The 16,614-nt window shown below is 57.1% G+C and carries 14 protein-coding genes; all 14 read left to right on the forward strand.

The features are described 5' to 3' along the window. The first annotated feature begins 26 nt into the window (after positions 1-26). Entirely contained in the window at positions 27-1,523 is a 1,497-nt protein-coding gene (locus tag H7U36_RS00315) for a bifunctional ADP-dependent NAD(P)H-hydrate dehydratase/NAD(P)H-hydrate epimerase (protein WP_033124848.1), read from the forward strand. A 3-nt stretch (positions 1,524-1,526) separates the two neighbouring features. Beyond that, entirely contained in the window at positions 1,527-2,696 is a 1,170-nt protein-coding gene (alr, locus tag H7U36_RS00320) for an alanine racemase (protein WP_205155592.1), read from the forward strand. 80 nt (positions 2,697-2,776) lie between these two features. Continuing rightward, entirely contained in the window at positions 2,777-3,124 is a 348-nt protein-coding gene (locus H7U36_RS00325; protein ID WP_033124850.1) for a type II toxin-antitoxin system PemK/MazF family toxin, read from the forward strand. A gap of 30 nt (positions 3,125-3,154) precedes the next feature. Next, the gene (locus H7U36_RS00330; protein WP_033124851.1) at positions 3,155-3,955 is read left to right on the forward strand and encodes a hemolysin family protein; all 801 of its coding nucleotides are present in this window, start codon (positions 3,155-3,157) and stop codon (positions 3,953-3,955) included. A 46-nt stretch (positions 3,956-4,001) separates the two neighbouring features. Then, positions 4,002-4,733 carry a YebC/PmpR family DNA-binding transcriptional regulator gene (locus H7U36_RS00335; protein WP_033124852.1) on the forward strand — a complete coding sequence of 244 codons (732 nt, stop codon included), beginning with the start codon at positions 4,002-4,004 and terminating at the stop codon, positions 4,731-4,733. Between the two features lie 12 nt (positions 4,734-4,745). After that, entirely contained in the window at positions 4,746-5,510 is a 765-nt protein-coding gene (locus tag H7U36_RS00340; protein ID WP_052083874.1) for a CFI-box extended C-terminal domain-containing protein, read from the forward strand. 22 nt (positions 5,511-5,532) lie between these two features. Beyond that, the gene (locus tag H7U36_RS00345) at positions 5,533-6,813 is read left to right on the forward strand and encodes an O-acetylhomoserine aminocarboxypropyltransferase/cysteine synthase family protein (RefSeq protein WP_033124853.1); all 1,281 of its coding nucleotides are present in this window, start codon (positions 5,533-5,535) and stop codon (positions 6,811-6,813) included. A gap of 52 nt (positions 6,814-6,865) precedes the next feature. Continuing rightward, positions 6,866-7,618 carry a ClpP family protease gene (locus H7U36_RS00350; protein ID WP_242842804.1) on the forward strand — a complete coding sequence of 251 codons (753 nt, stop codon included), beginning with the start codon at positions 6,866-6,868 and terminating at the stop codon, positions 7,616-7,618. A 175-nt stretch (positions 7,619-7,793) separates the two neighbouring features. Next, positions 7,794-10,259 (forward strand): FtsK/SpoIIIE family DNA translocase, encoded by a 2,466-nt coding sequence (locus tag H7U36_RS00355; protein ID WP_033124854.1) that lies wholly within the window; start codon positions 7,794-7,796, stop codon positions 10,257-10,259. A 58-nt stretch (positions 10,260-10,317) separates the two neighbouring features. Next, a complete protein-coding gene (locus H7U36_RS00360; protein WP_033124925.1) occupies positions 10,318-11,988 on the forward strand; it encodes a formate--tetrahydrofolate ligase in 1,671 nt (556 codons plus the stop codon). 57 nt (positions 11,989-12,045) lie between these two features. Then, positions 12,046-13,395: a chitobiase/beta-hexosaminidase C-terminal domain-containing protein gene (locus tag H7U36_RS00365; RefSeq protein ID WP_033124855.1), complete on the forward strand. Its 1,350-nt coding sequence runs from the start codon at positions 12,046-12,048 to the stop codon at positions 13,393-13,395. A 138-nt stretch (positions 13,396-13,533) separates the two neighbouring features. After that, positions 13,534-14,547, forward strand: a complete 1,014-nt coding sequence (locus tag H7U36_RS00370) for a GH25 family lysozyme (RefSeq protein WP_052083877.1) — start codon at positions 13,534-13,536, stop codon at positions 14,545-14,547. Positions 14,548-14,921: 374 nt separating this feature from the next. Beyond that, positions 14,922-15,959: a recombinase RecA gene (gene recA / locus H7U36_RS00375; RefSeq protein ID WP_033124856.1), complete on the forward strand. Its 1,038-nt coding sequence runs from the start codon at positions 14,922-14,924 to the stop codon at positions 15,957-15,959. A gap of 3 nt (positions 15,960-15,962) precedes the next feature. Further along, positions 15,963-16,580, forward strand: a complete 618-nt coding sequence (locus H7U36_RS00380; RefSeq protein WP_033124857.1) for a regulatory protein RecX — start codon at positions 15,963-15,965, stop codon at positions 16,578-16,580. Positions 16,581-16,614: the final 34 nt, after the last annotated feature.

A 16,614-nucleotide genomic window follows, 5' to 3' on the forward strand; every position in this document is an offset into this window, starting at 1 on the left:
GGCGCAGGGAAAGGGAGGGTGATTTTATGCTATTTCTGCCAGACGGAAGACAGATGAAGGCGGCGGACAGCTATACCATACGGGAGAAAAAGATCCCGTCGCTGATCCTGATGGAGCGTGCGGCCCGCACGTTTGTGGAGACGGTCATGGACAGAGGCTTTGACCTGTCCTGCGTGTGCGTGGTGTGCGGCTCCGGCAACAACGGGGGAGACGGCTTTGCCATCGCAAGGCTGCTGCTTGAGAAGGGGGCCGGAGTGACTGCGGTGATGGTGGGAAATCCGGACCACTGCACAGAGGAGACAAAGAGGCAGATCGAGCTTTTCAAGGAGGCCGGAGGCGTCCTGGGAAACTCTTTCGAAGAAGGAGAATATAGTATACTGATAGACGCCATTTTCGGAGCCGGCTTAAGCCGCCGGGTGGAGGGGAGCTATCTCGCCTGTATCCAGGCTATGAACCGGTCCGGAGGCGTGAAGATCGCGGTGGATGTTCCCTCCGGCGTCTCCACCACCAACGGGGAAGTGGCCACGAGCGCTTTTAAGGCGGATCTGACAGTGACCTTCCAGTGCGCCAAGCTGGGATGTACCCTGGATCCCGGCCGGGATTACGCCGGGGAGTTGGTCGTGAGGGATATCGGTGTCGATACCTCGGGCCTGGAGGGAGACAGCAAGGTGGCCTACGCCCTGGAGGAGAAGGACGCGGGGAGCATGCTTCCCAGGAGACGGCCCGACTCCCACAAGGGGGATTACGGGAAAGCCCTTATCATAGCCGGGAGCCAGGGCATGGCGGGGGCCGCTTATCTGGCAGCCCTGGCAGCCTACAGGACAGGGGCGGGGCTTGTGCAGATCTACACACCGGAGGACAACCGGACCATCCTGCAGACCTTGCTGCCGGAGGCCATCATCCGCTGCTATGACTTCTTTGACGAGCGGGAGCTCCTAAGGCTCCTTAGCTGGGCGGACGTAGTCAGCATCGGGTCCGGACTTGGCACAAGTGACAAGGCAAGGCGCATCCTGCAGACTACGCTGGAGAACGTGCAGGTTCCCTGCGTGGTGGATGCGGACGGCCTGAACCTGCTGGCGGAGCACACCCGCTATCTGGGAAAGCTGCCCCACGAAAATTTCGTATTCACGCCCCACATGAAGGAAATGTCAAGAGTCACAAGAAGGCCGGTGGAGGAGCTGAAGAGGAACCGATTGGATGTGCTGGCCCAGTTCACGGGAGAGTACCGTGTCACCTGTGTGCTGAAGGACGCCAGGACCTGCGTGTGCAGGCAGGGGGAGCACCCCTTTGTGAACCTGTCCGGCAACGCGGCGATGGCAAAGGCCGGAAGCGGCGATGTGCTGGCGGGAGTCATCACAGGGCTCCTGGCCCAGGGGATGTCCTGCTTTGACAGCGCGGTTCTGGGCGTATACCTGCACGGGCTTGCGGGGGACGCGGCCCGGGAGGAGAAGGGCATATACAGTGTGCTGGCAAGAGATCTGGCAGACGCGGTAGGGACGGTATTGAAAAGACTGGAGGAATAGAGCATGAAGAAATACACCAGGATCTGTGCCAGGATCGACCTGGATGCGATCGAGTACAATCTGGAGATGATGAGAAGGAGACTCCCTTCTGACACGAAGATGATCGGCGTCATCAAGATGGACGGCTACGGCCACGGGGCGGCCCAGATCGCGAAGTACGTTATGGAGGAGAAGGACTACATCTGGGGCTACGCGGCCGCCACGCCCGACGAGGCGGCGCTGCTCAGGAAGAAGGGGATACAAAAGCCCATCCTTGTGCTGGGGTGCACCTTCCCGGAGCAAAGAGACGAGATGATCCGGCAGGAGATCCGCATGACCTGCTACACGGAGGAGATGGCCCGGGACGTCTCCGAGAGGGCCGGAAGGCTGGGAAAGACCGCTTACATCCACATCAAGCTGGACACCGGTATGTCCAGACTGGGCTTTCTCATCAGCGAGGAGAGCGCGGACGCCATTGCCCGGGCTGCCGGACTTCCCGGCATTGAGGCGGAGGGGATGTTTACCCACTTCTCCAAGGCAGATGAGACGGATAAAGCATTTACCCGGGGCCAGATGGAGAAATACCTGTGGATGAAGGCCCGGCTTGCGGACAGGGGCGTTGCGTTTAAACTGTGCCACTGCTCCAACAGCGCCGGCATCATCGACATGCCGGAGGCGGCCATGGATCTTGTCCGGGCAGGCATCGCCATGTATGGGTTGTACCCCTCCGGGGAGGTGCAAAAGGAACTGGTGCCCTTAAAGCCCGCCATGGAGCTCATAAGCCATGTGTCCCACGTCAAATGGGTGGAGCCGGGAACCTTCGTCAGCTACGGGGGAACCTATGTCACAGAACGGAGGACAAAGATCGTCACAGTGCCTGTGGGATACGGGGACGGCTATCCAAGAAGCCTGTCAGGTAAAGGATATGTGCTGATACATGGGAAAAAAGCCCCCATCCTGGGGCGGGTGTGCATGGATCAGTTTATGGTGGACGCAACAGATATAGAGGACGTACAGTTTGGCGACCGGATCATCCTGGCGGGGGAGGAGAAGGGCACAGGGGTCTCCATAGACACCCTGGCAGATCTGTCCGGCAGGTTTAATTACGAGTTTGTCTGCGATATCAGCAAACGCGTGCCCAGAGAGTACATCCGGAATGGTCAGGTCGCAGAGCAGATGGACTATTTTGAATAGCATCCACGCACGATTTGGAATACATCCGAGAAAGCTGGCAATACTATCAGTATCTTGAGTAAATCGGAGTGTGACAAAAAGTGCAGGTAAAACGCGGTGATATTTATTATGCAGATTTAAGCCCTGTAGTGGGGTCTGAGCAGGGCGGCGTGCGCCCGGTGCTGATCATTCAGAACAATATCGGGAACAGGCACAGCCCCACAGTCATCTGCGCGGCCATCACATCCCGCATGAATAAGGCAAAGCTGCCCACCCATGTGGAGATCGATGCCAGCAGATACAGGATTGTAAAGAACTCTGTCATTTTGCTGGAGCAGATCCGCACCATCGACAAGCGGAGGCTGAAGGACATGGTCTGCCACCTGGACAGGGAACTGATGGATAAAGTAGATGAAGCGCTCAAGGTCAGCTTTGAGCTTCATACATAGATACAAAAAAGGAGCGATAGAGGAGAGATTATGGAAGAAGGAAGCTTGTTTCAGAGGATGAAACAGATGTTTCAGGAGGATGAGGACCTGAGGGAAAAGCCCGAGCTCGGCCAGGAGGCCACAGAGCTCATCCGAAATATTTTCCGGTACATGGACAAGGACGCCAGGGACATCATGACCCACAGAAGAGACATTGTGGCCATTGACGGGGAGGAGACATTGGAGGATGCGCTGAAGTTCATGCTGGAGGAGAACCACTCCCGATTTCCCATTTACCACGAGGATATTGACGAGATCATCGGCACCATGCATCTGCGGGAGGCCATGGTCTGCTACATGAACGAGGAGCTGCGCGAAAAGCCGGTCAGAGAGCTGAAGGAGTACATACGCCCGGTCACCTTCATACCGGAGTCCAAGAGCATTGACACTCTCTTCAAGGAGATGCAGGCGAAAAAGAAGCACGTGGTCATCGTGCTGGACGAGTACGGCCAGACATCAGGGCTTGTGGCTATGGAGGATATCCTGGAGGAGATCATGGGCAATATCCTGGACGAGTACGACGAAGAGGAGGAGACCATCGTCAGACAGGCTGACGGCTCTGTGACGGCCAGCGGCTTTACGGATCTGGAGGATCTGGAGGAGATGCTGGGCATTTCCATGGACACAGAGGAATATGAGACTCTAAACGGCTTCCTGACAGGGCAGCTTGACCGGATCCCCGGGGAGGATGAGCACTGCGTGGTGGAGTTCGGGGGCTACAGATTTACCGTGCTGAAGGTGGACAACAACGCTATCCAGTCAGTCAGGATTGAAAAAATGGGCGGGGAGTGATAGAATAGAAAAAGTGTGAATATAGAAGATACAAGGAGAGAGGAAAATGTCAGGACATTCAAAATTTGCCAATATCAAGCATAAGAAAGAGAAAAATGACGCGGCAAAAGGAAAGATCTTTACAAAGATAGGGAAAGAGCTTGTGGTTGCCATCAAGGAGGGAGGCAGCGCGGACCCGGCCAACAACAGCAGGCTGCGTGACGTAATCGCCAAGGCGAAGGCCAACAATATGCCCAACGACACCATCGAGAGAAATATAAAGAAGGCGGCGGGCGACGCGGACGCCTCCAACTACGAGCACATTACATACGAGGGATACGGCCCCGGAGGAACGGCCATCATCGTGGAGACGCTGACGGACAACAAGAACCGCACCGCCTCCAATGTGAAGAGCGCCTTTACAAAGGGAAGCGGAAATGTGGGAACCCCGGGCTGTGTGTCCTTCATGTTTGACAGGAAAGGACAGATCCTGGTGGCCAAGGAGGAGTACGAGGGGGATCCGGACGAGCTGATGATGCAGGCTCTGGACGCAGGCGCCGAGGACTTTGCCGAGGAGGAGGACAGCTACGAGATCATCACAGACCCGGATGACTTCAGCAACGTGCGCCTTGCTCTGGAGGAGGCAGGCATCCCCATGGCTCAGGCGGAGGTGACCATGATCCCCCAGACATGGGTGGAGCTCTCTGACGAGAAGGATATCCAGAACATCCAGAAGACGCTGGATCTGCTGGACGACGATGACGACGTGCAGAACGTCTACCACAACTGGGATATGTAGGCGGGATATGCTATGGAATTGGAAGCATTACAGCAGAAGCTGATCGATTTGTTTGTGGAAATGCAGGATTACCGCCAGTTTTTTAAGAGAAAGCTCTATGCGGATGCTTTTATGAAATGCTGGGAGAAGAACCGGGAGCTGGTGGCAGCCCTGAGCGAGGCCTGCGAACAGGCTGAGGACGAGGAGAAGACGGTGGAGGCGCTGGCAGGCGCTATCCCGGACTACGCCCACAGGCAGATCGAGGCGGTAAAGAGCAAGAATAAAAGAGAAGGCCTGATGATCGACTACAATATGGCCATGGTCACCTTTGTCATGCCTGTGCTGGGCTACGACAAAAATGAGCACTGCAGCCGGATCATCGACCGGATGGTGGAGCGGTGGAACGAGCCGCCGGTGACCATGAAGATCAGCCGGTCTGATTTTGAGAGCCTGAAGGACGGCTTTAAGTCCCATCCCTGCTATATCACCACCGCCGTCTGTGCCAGCAGGAACCAGGGGGACAACTGCTATGAGCTGAACCTCCTGCGGGATTACAGGGATCACTACCTGATTTCCACGAAGGAGGGGGAGCGGATCGTGGAGGAGTACTACAATGTAGCCCCCACTATCGTCAACCGCATTAACAAAGAGGCGGATGCGTCCCGGATATACGACGACATCTACAGCTCCTATCTGCGGCGCTGCATTGAACTGATCCAGGCGGACAGGCTGGAGGAGTGCAGGGAAGTGTACGCGTCCATGGTGGAGGATCTGGAGAAAAAATATTTGTTCTCATAAACGAGCAGGAAAGGAAGGAAACATGAGCGATTACAGGATAGAGACAAAATGTATCCAGTCCGGATACACACCGAAGAACGGGGAACCCAGGGTTCTTCCCATTTACCAGAGCACAACATTCAAATACGAGACAAGCGAGCAGATGGGACGGCTTTTTGATCTGGAGGAGTCAGGCTATTTCTACACACGCCTCCAGAACCCGACAAACGATGCCGTGGCGGCCAAGATCTGTGACCTGGAGGGCGGATATGCCGGTATGCTGACCTCCTCCGGACAGGCGGCTAACTTCTATGCGGTCATGAACATTGCCCAGGAGGGAGACCATATCGTGTGCGCCTCCGCTCTCTACGGCGGTACATACAATCTGTACGCCCACACCATCAAGAAGATGGGCGTGGACGCCACCTTCGTGGATCCGGACTGCAGCGAGGAGGAGCTGAACGCGGCGTTCCGCGACAACACAAAGGCGGTCTTTGGAGAGACTATTGCCAATCCGGCCCTTGTTGTCCTTGATATCGAGAAGTTCGCAAAGGCGGCCCACGCCCACGGGGTGCCGCTGATTGTGGACAACACCTTTGCCACCCCCATCAACTGCCGGCCCTTTGAGTGGGGAGCCGACATTGTGACTCACTCCACTACCAAGTATATGGACGGACATGCCTCCTGTGTGGGCGGGGCTATCATTGACAGCGGCAATTTTGACTGGGAAGCCCATGCGGAGAAATTCCCGGGACTTACCACCCCTGATGAGACATACCACGGCATCGTGTACACCCAGAAATTCGGAAAGGGCGCCTACATCACAAAGGCCACCGCTCAGCTTATGCGGGACCTGGGATCCATTCAGGCTCCCCAGAACGCGTTCCTTCTGAACATTGGGCTGGAGACGCTGCACCTGCGGATGCCCAGACACTGCGAGAACGCCCTGAAGGTGGCCCGCTACCTGAAGGGACATGAGAAGGTGGACTGGGTGCACTGCCCGTCTCTGGAGGGAGATTCCTACTATGAGCTGGCACAGAAATATATGCCGAAGGGCACCTGCGGCGTCATCACCTTTGGCCTGAAGGGCGGAAGAGCCGCGGCGGAGAAGATGATGGATCACCTGAAGCTGGCGGCCATTGTGACCCACGTGGCAGACGCCAGGACCTGCGTCCTTCACCCGGCCAGCCACACACACCGCCAGATGAACGACCAGGAGCTGCGTGAGGCCGGCGTACAGCCTGAGCTGATCCGGTTCAGCGTGGGAATTGAGAACGCGGAGGATATCATCGCGGACATCGAGCAGGCTCTCGCTCAGATTTAATGCATAAAAAGACAGAGGCACTTCCATACTAACACTATGGAGGTGCTTTTTTATGGAGATGAAAAGACAGGAAGGCGAACCGGAGAAGAGCCAGGAAGAGAAGCAGGAGGAGATCAGGGAGATGGGGACCATGGACCTGGAGGAGGGCGGCGGCCGGGAGGGCACTCCCCACAGGATCAAGCTCATCACCATCATTGGGGAGATCGAGGGCCACGAGGCAGTGTCAGGCAGTACAAAGGCCACGAAATACGAACATCTGCTGCCCATGCTGGCGGAGATTGAGGACAGTCCGGCCATCGACGGGCTCCTCATCCTTCTGAATACTCTGGGAGGGGACGTGGAGGCAGGGCTCTCCATCGCGGAGGTGATCGCCTCCCTAAGTAAGCCCACAGTCTCCCTCGTACTGGGAGGCAGCCACTCTATCGGGGGGCCCCTGGCTGTGGCGGCGGACTACTCCTTTATCGTGCCCAGCGGCACCATGATCATCCACCCGGTGAGGTCAAACGGCATGTTCATCGGCGTCATGCAGAGCTTCCGGAATATGGAGAGAACCCAGGATCGGATCACCGGATTTCTGGCCAGGCACTCCCACATGAGCCAGGAGAGGATCGAGGAGCTGATGCTCAACTCCACCCAGCTGGTGAAGGATGTGGGGACCCTCCTGGAGGGAGAGGAGGCTGTGAGGGAAGGGCTTATCGACCAGGTAGGAGGACTCTCTGACGCTCTTGGGAAGCTGCACGAGATGATCGACGCGCGGCGCATTGGCGGACAAAGCCAACATACACCGGCTGGCATAAAACGCTGACAAAAACCATGAAAATAGCTGATGACAGTTTTTTTTGAAAATGGTATACTAATATTGTATATGCTTATATAGTCGGCCGTCTGAAAGAGCGGCCCGGCTTTTTCTGCTGCTGACGTGCGCAAGGGAGTTAGCGTCAGCAGGGTTTACAGGTAAGAAACAATAAGGGGGAAATAAAATGGCATCTAGGTCAGGGACCGGAAGAAGAAAAAAGAAGACGGGGAGAAAGAAGACAGGCGCCCAGCAGAGCTTTGTGGCAGATGAGATCACCATCTGGCTGACGCTGGCGGTGAGCATTCTTCTCCTCCTCAGCGCTTTCGGGCTCGGGGGAGCGGCCGGAAGCGCTGTGTCAGCTCTCCTGTCAGATCTCTTCGGCTACAGTACATATCTCGTCCCGTTCCTGCTTTTCGGGGCGGTGACCTTTCTCATATCCAACAGAGGAAACAGAGCGGCCTATGTGAAGACGGGGGCGGCCCTCCTGCTGTTTGTCCTCATCACCACCTTCCTGGAGCTCCTTCTGGAGGAGGGGGGACTGCTGGGAGGAGCGGTGACAGGCATCCTCGTCCCATCTATAGGAACTGCGGGTACCTACGTGGTGGTGGTGATTTTGATGATCATATGCGCGGTTATCATCACCGGTAAATCGGCAATCAAGGGCGTCAGGGAGAGAGGCGGCCAGGCCTACGGAAGGGCCAGGGAGGACGCGGCCAGGCGCAGGGAGCTGGCTGAGACAAGAAGGCTCATCCGCCAGCAGGAGGCGAAGAAGGAGCTGGAGGAGGCAAAGAAGGAAGCCCAGGCTCTGGAGAAAGAGGAAAAGGCCAGAGGCCGGCGCAAGGACCGGCATGTCTCCGGCGTCTCCTTCGACACCACTCTGGGCGAAAAAGGAAAGTCTCCCGAGGTGAAGGAGCTCACCTCCCCCGATATGGAGGAGCTCTTCGCGCCCCAGGAGGAGCCATCCTTTGTCATCAACCGTGCCCAGGCTTTGGAGGAGCCGGAAGCGGAGGAGGCGCAGCAGCCGGAGCGAATTGAGGAGGAGCTCCCCGGTGAGCCGGCCGGGGATGAGAAGAAATCCCGCAGGGCCACAAAGATGGGAGCCGAGGCTGTGGCCATGGAGGCAGCCCAGGTGGAGCAGATGGCCGCCCAGACGGACGCGGCCCCGAAGAAGGAGTACAGGACCCCTCCGCTCTCCCTTCTGACAAAGGGAAAGAAGGCGGGCGGAGACTCCGATGCCCACCTGCGGGAGACGGCCAGAAAGCTGCAGGAGACGCTCCACAATTTCGGTGTCAACGTGACCATCACCAATGTCAGCTGCGGCCCTGCGGTGACCCGGTATGAGCTGCAGCCTGAGCAGGGTGTGAAGGTCAGCAAGATCGTGGGACTGACAGACGATATCAAGCTGAACCTGGCGGCGGCGGACATCCGTATCGAAGCCCCCATCCCCGGGAAGGCGGCAGTGGGAATCGAGGTGCCCAACAAGGAGAACGCGGTGGTCCACCTGCGGGATCTGCTGGAGTCGGGAGAGTTTAAAAACAGCTCCTCGGCCATCGCCTTTGCGGCGGGCCGGGACATCGCCGGCAAGCCGGTGGTGGCGGACATCGCCAAGATGCCCCACCTTCTGGTAGCGGGCGCCACCGGCTCGGGAAAATCTGTCTGCATTAACACCATGATCATCAGCATCCTCTACAAGGCATCGCCGGAGGATGTGAAGCTCATCATGATCGACCCCAAGGTGGTGGAGCTGAGCGTCTACAACGGAATTCCCCACCTCATGATCCCGGTGGTGACAGACCCGAAGAAAGCGGCCGGAGCCCTGAACTGGGCGGTGTCGGAGATGATGAAGCGGTACGAGCTCTTCGCCAAATACAATGTCAGGGACATCAAGGGCTTTAACGAGAAGACCGAGAGCATGACTCCCGAGGAGAGGGAGGGAAAGCCCGGGAAAATGCCCCAGATCGTCATCATCGTGGACGAGCTGGCGGATCTGATGATGGTGGCTCCCGGCGAGGTGGAGGAGGCCATCTGCCGTCTGGCACAGCTTGCCAGGGCGGCGGGCATCCACCTGGTAGTGGCCACCCAGAGGCCCTCCGTGAACGTCATCACAGGTCTCATCAAGGCGAACATGCCATCCAGGATCGCCTTTTCCGTCACCTCGGGCGTGGACTCGCGGACCATCATCGACATGAACGGGGCGGAGAAGCTGCTGGGAAAGGGAGATATGCTCTTTTACCCTTCCGGCTATCAGAAGCCGGCCCGCGTCCAGGGAGCCTTTGTCTCGGACAAGGAGGTTCAGGCTGTGGTGGAATACCTGAAGAAGCAAAACGGCGAGGCCTCCTACAGCGAGGAGATCGTCAGCGAGGTCAACTCCACCGCCTCCGGGCTGGGAAGCGGCTCTGCCGGTGAGTCTTCCGGCGACAGCGGCGGACGGGACGCCTACTTTGCCGAGGCCGGCAAATTCATCATAGAGAAGGAGAAGGCCTCTATCGGCATGCTGCAGCGCATGTTCCGGATCGGCTTCAACCGGGCGGCCCGGATCATGGACCAGCTCTGCGAGGCCGGGGTGGTGGGCCCCGAGGAGGGGACAAAGCCCAGGAAGGTGCTGATGTCTATGGAGGAATTTGAAAAATACCTGGAAGAAAATATGTGAGAGAAGACGCGGGAGCGTCTTTGAAAATAAAAATACAAAAGGAAAGGAATGGATAAGTATGAAATCAGATATTCAGATCGCGCAGGAAGCAGAAATGATGCACATCAGGGACGTGGCAGCCTCTGCCGGCATCCCGGAGGAGGACCTGGAATTCTACGGAAAGTACAAGGCAAAGCTCTCCGATGAGCTCTGGGAGAAGATCAGGGACAGGAAGGATGGAAAGCTGGTCCTTGTGACAGCCATCAACCCCACCCCCGCAGGAGAGGGAAAGACGACCACCACGGTGGGGCTCGGTCAGGCCATGGCCAAGCTGGGGCAGAAGGCGATCATCGCCCTCAGAGAGCCCTCTCTTGGACCCTGCTTCGGTATCAAGGGCGGCGCTGCCGGCGGAGGCTATGCCCAGGTGGTACCCATGGAGGATCTGAACCTGCATTTCACAGGGGATTTCCATGCCATCACCTCCGCAAACAACCTCCTGGCCGCACTTCTGGACAATCACATCCAGCAGGGAAATGAGCTGGGCATCGACCCGAGGCAGGTTGTCTGGAAGCGCTGCCTGGACATGAACGACAGGAGCCTTCGGAATATTGTCATCGGACTGGGAAGAAAGGCCGACGGCATGGTCAGGGAGGATCACTTTGTCATCACCGTTGCCTCCGAGATCATGGCTATCCTCTGCCTGGCGGACGATATGAAGGACCTGAAGGAGAGACTGGGCAGGATCATTGTGGCCTACAATTTCAAAGGGGAGCCTGTGACTGCGGATGATCTCCACGCCACAGGAGCCATGGCGGCTCTTCTCAAGGACGCCATCAAGCCAAATCTCATCCAGACACTGGAGCACACACCGGCTCTGGTCCACGGCGGCCCCTTTGCCAACATCGCCCACGGCTGTAACAGCGTGCGGGCCACAAGGATGGCTCTGAAGCTGAGCGATATCACGATCACAGAGGCGGGCTTTGGAGCGGATCTGGGAGCTGAGAAATTCATGGATATCAAGTGCCGCATGGCAGGATTTAAACCGGATGCAGTAGTTTTGGTTGCAACTGTCCGCGCTTTGAAGTATAATGGAGGAGTTGCGAAGGATCAGCTCTCCGAGGAGAACCTGGACGCCCTCGCAAAAGGAATTGTAAATCTTGAAAAACATATAGAAAATGTACAGAAATATGATGTACCTGTCGTTGTGACGCTCAACTCCTTTGTCACAGACACAGAGGCGGAGATTGCCTATGTCCGCAGCTTCTGCGAGGAGAGGGGATGCGAGTTCGCCCTGTCAGAGGTATGGGAGAAAGGCGGAGAGGGCGGCATTGCCCTGGCTGAGAAGGTTCTGGAGACTCTGGAGAACAAAGAGAGCCATTTCCATCCGTTGTATGAGGACAACCTCTGCCTGAAGGCAAAGATTGAGACTATCTCAAAGGAAATTTACGGCGCGAGAGGCGTGGTCTACGAGCCGGCAGCGGAAAAGCAGCTGGCCAAGATCGAGGGCATGGGCTTTGGAAGCTTCCCTGTCTGTATGGCGAAGAACCAGTACTCTCTGTCCGACGACGCCACAAGGCTGGGCCGGCCGGAGAATTTCGACATCCATATCCGGGAGGTCTATGTCAATGCGGGCGCCGGGTTCGTGGTGGCTCTCACAGGAGCGGTTATGACCATGCCGGGACTTCCGAAGGTACCTGCCGCGAACGGAATCGACGTATCGGAGGACGGGCACATCACAGGACTGTTTTAAGGAGAGATAGAAAATGCCCCAGAGGGAAAGCGGCATAATAATAGGGGGTATCGGGCGATGAGATGCACAAACTGTGGAAGCGAGATACCAGAAGGCCAGTTATACTGTAAAAGGTGCGGAAAGGAAGTCCGCATTGTGCCGGATTACAATCCTCTCGACGATGTGCTGGCGGCACAGGTAAAGGGAGGAATAGACGGAGGCGACAGGCCTCTGGATGATTATGACTATGAGAAATCCTACACTTCGGATCTGCGCAGGGGAGAAGGGCAGAGAGCGGAGCGAAGGAGAAGGGACGAGACCCGGACCATGCGCGGTACATCCGCCGCGGGAGGCAGGACCTCCCGCACCTCCGGTACCGGGCGTGTTTCCCGCAGCACCGGAACCGGACGGGTTTCCCGAAATACCGGGAACGGCGGAAAGAGGGGCGGCACTTCCCGCATGACGGGGACTGTGGACCCGGAGCGCCGCCGCAAAATGGCTGAGAAAAAGCGGGAGAAGAAAAAGAAGCTGAGAAGGAGGATCATCCTCGGATTTATTATCCTGATCGCGGCGGTGGCCGCTGCGGTCTTTTTCCTGTACCGCAATTCCTATGCAGGACAGATCGGGCAGGGAAATCGGGCCTTTTCCGAGGGAAACTATGACCAGGCTGCGGGCTATTTTAACAATGCCATCGGGAAGGCGCCGAAGAGAGGGGAGGCCTACACGGCCCTCGCCAAGGTGTATCTGGCAAAGGATGACCAGGACAGTGCAGAACAGATGTTTCTGGATGCTCTGGAGTCCTACCCGGATGAGGTGCCCATCTATGAGGCCTGTATTGCGTTCTATATAGATACAGAGCAGCCCCAGGAGGTATCTGTGATCCTGGAGGACGCCCCCGATGATGTCCGCTCTGAGCTGAGCAAGTACGTGTCAGAGGGGCCCAGCTTCAGCCTGGATGACAGCGAGGTCTTTGACGATGTGCAGCAGCTGTCACTGGAGTCTGACGGGGAGGCTATCTACTACACTACGGACGGAAGCGAGCCGGACACCTCCAGCCAGAAGTACACTGACCCCATCCAGATCGAGGAGGGGACGACCACAGTATCAGCGATCTCCGTGAATGAGGCCGGTATACCCAGCCTCCCTGTGACGAAGGAGTACACGGTGGAGTTCCCTGTGGAGGACGCGCCGGCAGTGACTCCCTCCACAGGTCAGTATGAGCAGCCTACGCAGATCGTGATCCAGGTGCCGGACGGCTATACGGCCTACTATACGATGGATAAGAGCGATCCCACGGAGGCCTCTACTAAGTATACAGGCCCCATCGACATGCCGGAGGGCAACACCATCTTCAAGGCGGTGCTGGTCAACGGGAAGGGCAGGCTGACAGGAGTCACCACAAGAAACTACGAGCTGGTGCTGAACTAGATAGGACGGCGGCGAAGGCGGTAAGAAGCCGGAGCCGCCGTCTTTTTGCGCCCTTTGCCCGGCCTGTCCGGCAGTATTTGTCAAAAACAGGCGAAACTGCATAAGATAAGGTGACGAGACAAAAAGTGAGCTGATCATATGAGCATGAACGGCATTGACATCAGCAACCACCAGGCAGGCATCGATCTTGCGCGGGTTCCCTTTGACTTTGTGATCTGCAAGGCCACAGAGGGAACCGGATTTGTGGACAGATACTGCGATGGTTTTATCCGGACCGCGGCAGGTCTGGGAAGAAAGACGGGGGTGTACCATTACGCCACAGGGCAAAGCTCCGGGAAGGCGGAGGCAGAATACTTTTACGCGAATATCAAGGGATATGTAGGCACCTCCCTTTTGGCTCTGGACTGGGAGGGCGGCGCTGTGGAACAGGGCCCGGCCTACGCGCTGGCTTTTCTGGACCGCCTAAGAGAGCTGACAGGAGTAAAGGCTCTGATCTACATGAGCAAGAGTGTGTGCAGGGCCTACGACTGGAGCGGCGTCGCCGCCGGTGACTACGGGCTGTGGTGTGCCCAGTACGCGGACAGCAGTCCCACCGGCTACCAGGCGTCTCCCTGGACCGATGACGGCGGCACGGGCGCCTTCCCCGGGATGGCCATTTACCAGTACAGCTCCACCGGGCGGCTTGACGGCTACGACGGCAATCTGGATCTAAACATCGCCTATATGGACGGGGCGGCCTGGGATCGGTATGCCAATCCGGGCGGCGGGGCGGATGAGCCCTCCGTCCCTGTGACGGCGCCTCCCGCAGCCCCGGAGAAGCTGGCAGTGGACGGTTCCTTTGGCCCGGCTACGGTCAGGCGGACGCAGGCCTACTTTGGAACGGTGGTGGACGGGATTGTCAGCTACCAGCCGGAGTCCAACCGGAAGTACCTCTACTCGGCCTATGCCGGCTGCTGGCAGTTCCTGAAGACCGGGTATGGCCCCGGTTCAGATATGGTCCGGGCCATGCAGAGAAGGTTCGGCGCGGCGGTGGACGGATGGGCCGGCCGGGATACGGTGCTCCACATGCAGGCTTTCCTTGGCGTTGCCCAGGACGGCAGCATGGGGCCAAAGACGGTATCCGCCTGGCAGTCCTGGATCAACTCCCACTAAAGACGCGGGACCGGTCGGCGGGGAAAATCCCCCGCCGACCGGTCCTGATCAAGAAGGTATCCATCCATAAAAGGAAAAGGATTGCCAATAAAATAAAAAAGAAATGAGTTGACATATAAAGAATACCGTGATATACTTTACCTACAATTCAGCCGGAAGTTCATTCCGGCGACCTATAAATTTCGATCAGGCAGTGCACTGCCGCGTCTTCTGTGCGTGATCATGCGGCGAATATCCCAGGGCAGAGACAGGACAGAGAGGGGCATCCCCGAAAAAGAAAATGTCAAAACTTTATTGACATTTGAGGGCAACTATAATACTATATTGTACATAGGAGCGAACATCCGTTCGTGCTTGATAAGGAGAAAGAGATTATGGCAAGTGAAGATAAGAAGAAGGCATTGGATGCCGCGATTGCAAAACTGGAAAAGGATTTTGGAAAAGGCACCGTCATGAAGCTGGGAGATCCCAAGGCCCATGTCCATGTGGAGACCATTCCCACAGGCTCCTTAAGCCTGGATCTGGCGCTGGGGCTGGGCGGCGTGCCAAGAGGCCGCGTGGTGGAGGTCTACGGACCGGAGTCCAGCGGTAAGACGACGGTGGCCCTGCACATGATCGCCGAGGTGCAGAAGCGGGGAGGTATTGCAGGCTTTATCGACGCCGAGCATGCCCTTGACCCGGTGTACGCAAAGAATATCGGCGTGGATATCGATGAGCTCTACATATCCCAGCCGGACAGCGGTGACCAGGCGCTGGAGATCGCGGAGACGATGGTCCGCTCCGGAGCTATGGATATCATTGTCATCGACTCCGTGGCGGCTCTTGTGCCCAGACAGGAGATTGAGGGCGACATGGGAGACAGCCATGTGGGACTGCAGGCAAGACTCATGTCCCAGGCCCTGAGAAAGCTGACCCCTGTCATCAGCAAGTCCAACTGCGTTGTGATCTTTATCAACCAGCTCCGCGAGAAGGTGGGCGTCATGTTCGGCAATCCGGAGACAACCACCGGCGGGCGGGCGCTGAAGTTCTACGCTTCCGTGCGGATGGACGTGAGAAGGACGGAGACCCTGAAGCAGGGCGGAGAGATCGTTGGAAACCATGTGCGTGTGAAGATCGTGAAGAACAAGATTGCTCCTCCTTTCAAGGAGGCGGAGTTCGACATCATGTTCGGAAAGGGTATTTCCCGTGAGGGAGATATACTGGATCTGGCCACCGGCATCAACCTTGTCAACAAGAGCGGCGCCTGGTATGCCTACAACGGCGACAAGATCGGACAGGGAAGAGAGAACGCCAAGAGCTATCTAGCAGAGCACCCTGAGGTGATGGAGGAGCTGGAGGCCAAGGTGAGAGCCTACTACCACATTGACGGAAGCGAGGAAGAGACGCAGGAGAACGCTGAGGCAGAGGAATAGAAGATGACAGTCACACAGATAGAAGCCATGTTTGGGTCCAGGTCCAGATACAGAGTGTACCTTGACGGACAGCCCGCCTTTGTTCTGTACAGGGGCGAGCTGTCCCGCTATCATATCAGGGAGGGACAGCCCCTGGGGGAGAAGGAGTACAGTGAGATCCGGGAGCTGCTCATAAAGCGCGCCAGAGTACGGGCTATGAAGCTGCTGGAGATATCCGACCGGTCCGAGGAGGCGCTGCGCAGGAAGCTCTCTGAGGGCGGGTATCCGCAGAGCATTGTGGAGAATGCGATGGACTATGTGAAGTCTTTCGGCTACCTGGACGACAGGCGCCTGGCGGAGAACATTGTGGACAGCCGCAAAGGGCAGAAGAGCAGGGCGGAGCTGCAGGCCTATCTTCTTCGGAAAGGGCTTTCCCGCGAGCAGGCGGAGGAGGCTCTGGAAAAATCTTACACCCGGGAGGACGCACAGGAGGCGATCCGCCGTCTGGCAGAGAAAAAACACTTTGATCCGGAGCGTGCCACACTCCAGGAAAAGCAGAAGTTATGCGCCTATTTTCTGCGGAAAGGATACCGCTATGAGGACGTCCGTCAAGTGATACAAGTTTCCGACTGGAATACTTGACATCTTTGTGAAAACAGTATAAAATTTAACTGTT

Source organism: Faecalicatena fissicatena (assembly GCF_016900595.1).
GTDB lineage: Bacteria > Bacillota > Clostridia > Lachnospirales > Lachnospiraceae > Claveliimonas > Claveliimonas intestinigallinarum.

What these genes read in the sequence shown, in the direction of transcription:
- H7U36_RS00360 (WP_033124925.1), top strand. Translation starts at nt 10,318, where the DNA reads ATGAAATCAGATATTCAGATCGCGCAGGAAGCAGAAATGATGCACATC.
- H7U36_RS00330 (WP_033124851.1), top strand. Translation starts at nt 3,155, where the DNA reads ATGGAAGAAGGAAGCTTGTTTCAGAGGATGAAACAGATGTTTCAGGAG.
- recA (WP_033124856.1), top strand. Translation starts at nt 14,922, where the DNA reads ATGGCAAGTGAAGATAAGAAGAAGGCATTGGATGCCGCGATTGCAAAA.
- H7U36_RS00370 (WP_052083877.1), top strand. Translation starts at nt 13,534, where the DNA reads ATGAGCATGAACGGCATTGACATCAGCAACCACCAGGCAGGCATCGAT.
- H7U36_RS00335 (WP_033124852.1), top strand. Translation starts at nt 4,002, where the DNA reads ATGTCAGGACATTCAAAATTTGCCAATATCAAGCATAAGAAAGAGAAA.
- alr (WP_205155592.1), top strand. Translation starts at nt 1,527, where the DNA reads ATGAAGAAATACACCAGGATCTGTGCCAGGATCGACCTGGATGCGATC.
- H7U36_RS00340 (WP_052083874.1), top strand. Translation starts at nt 4,746, where the DNA reads ATGGAATTGGAAGCATTACAGCAGAAGCTGATCGATTTGTTTGTGGAA.
- H7U36_RS00365 (WP_033124855.1), top strand. Translation starts at nt 12,046, where the DNA reads ATGAGATGCACAAACTGTGGAAGCGAGATACCAGAAGGCCAGTTATAC.
- H7U36_RS00350 (WP_242842804.1), top strand. Translation starts at nt 6,866, where the DNA reads ATGGAGATGAAAAGACAGGAAGGCGAACCGGAGAAGAGCCAGGAAGAG.
- H7U36_RS00345 (WP_033124853.1), top strand. Translation starts at nt 5,533, where the DNA reads ATGAGCGATTACAGGATAGAGACAAAATGTATCCAGTCCGGATACACA.
- H7U36_RS00355 (WP_033124854.1), top strand. Translation starts at nt 7,794, where the DNA reads ATGGCATCTAGGTCAGGGACCGGAAGAAGAAAAAAGAAGACGGGGAGA.
- H7U36_RS00315 (WP_033124848.1), top strand. Translation starts at nt 27, where the DNA reads ATGCTATTTCTGCCAGACGGAAGACAGATGAAGGCGGCGGACAGCTAT.
- H7U36_RS00380 (WP_033124857.1), top strand. Translation starts at nt 15,963, where the DNA reads ATGACAGTCACACAGATAGAAGCCATGTTTGGGTCCAGGTCCAGATAC.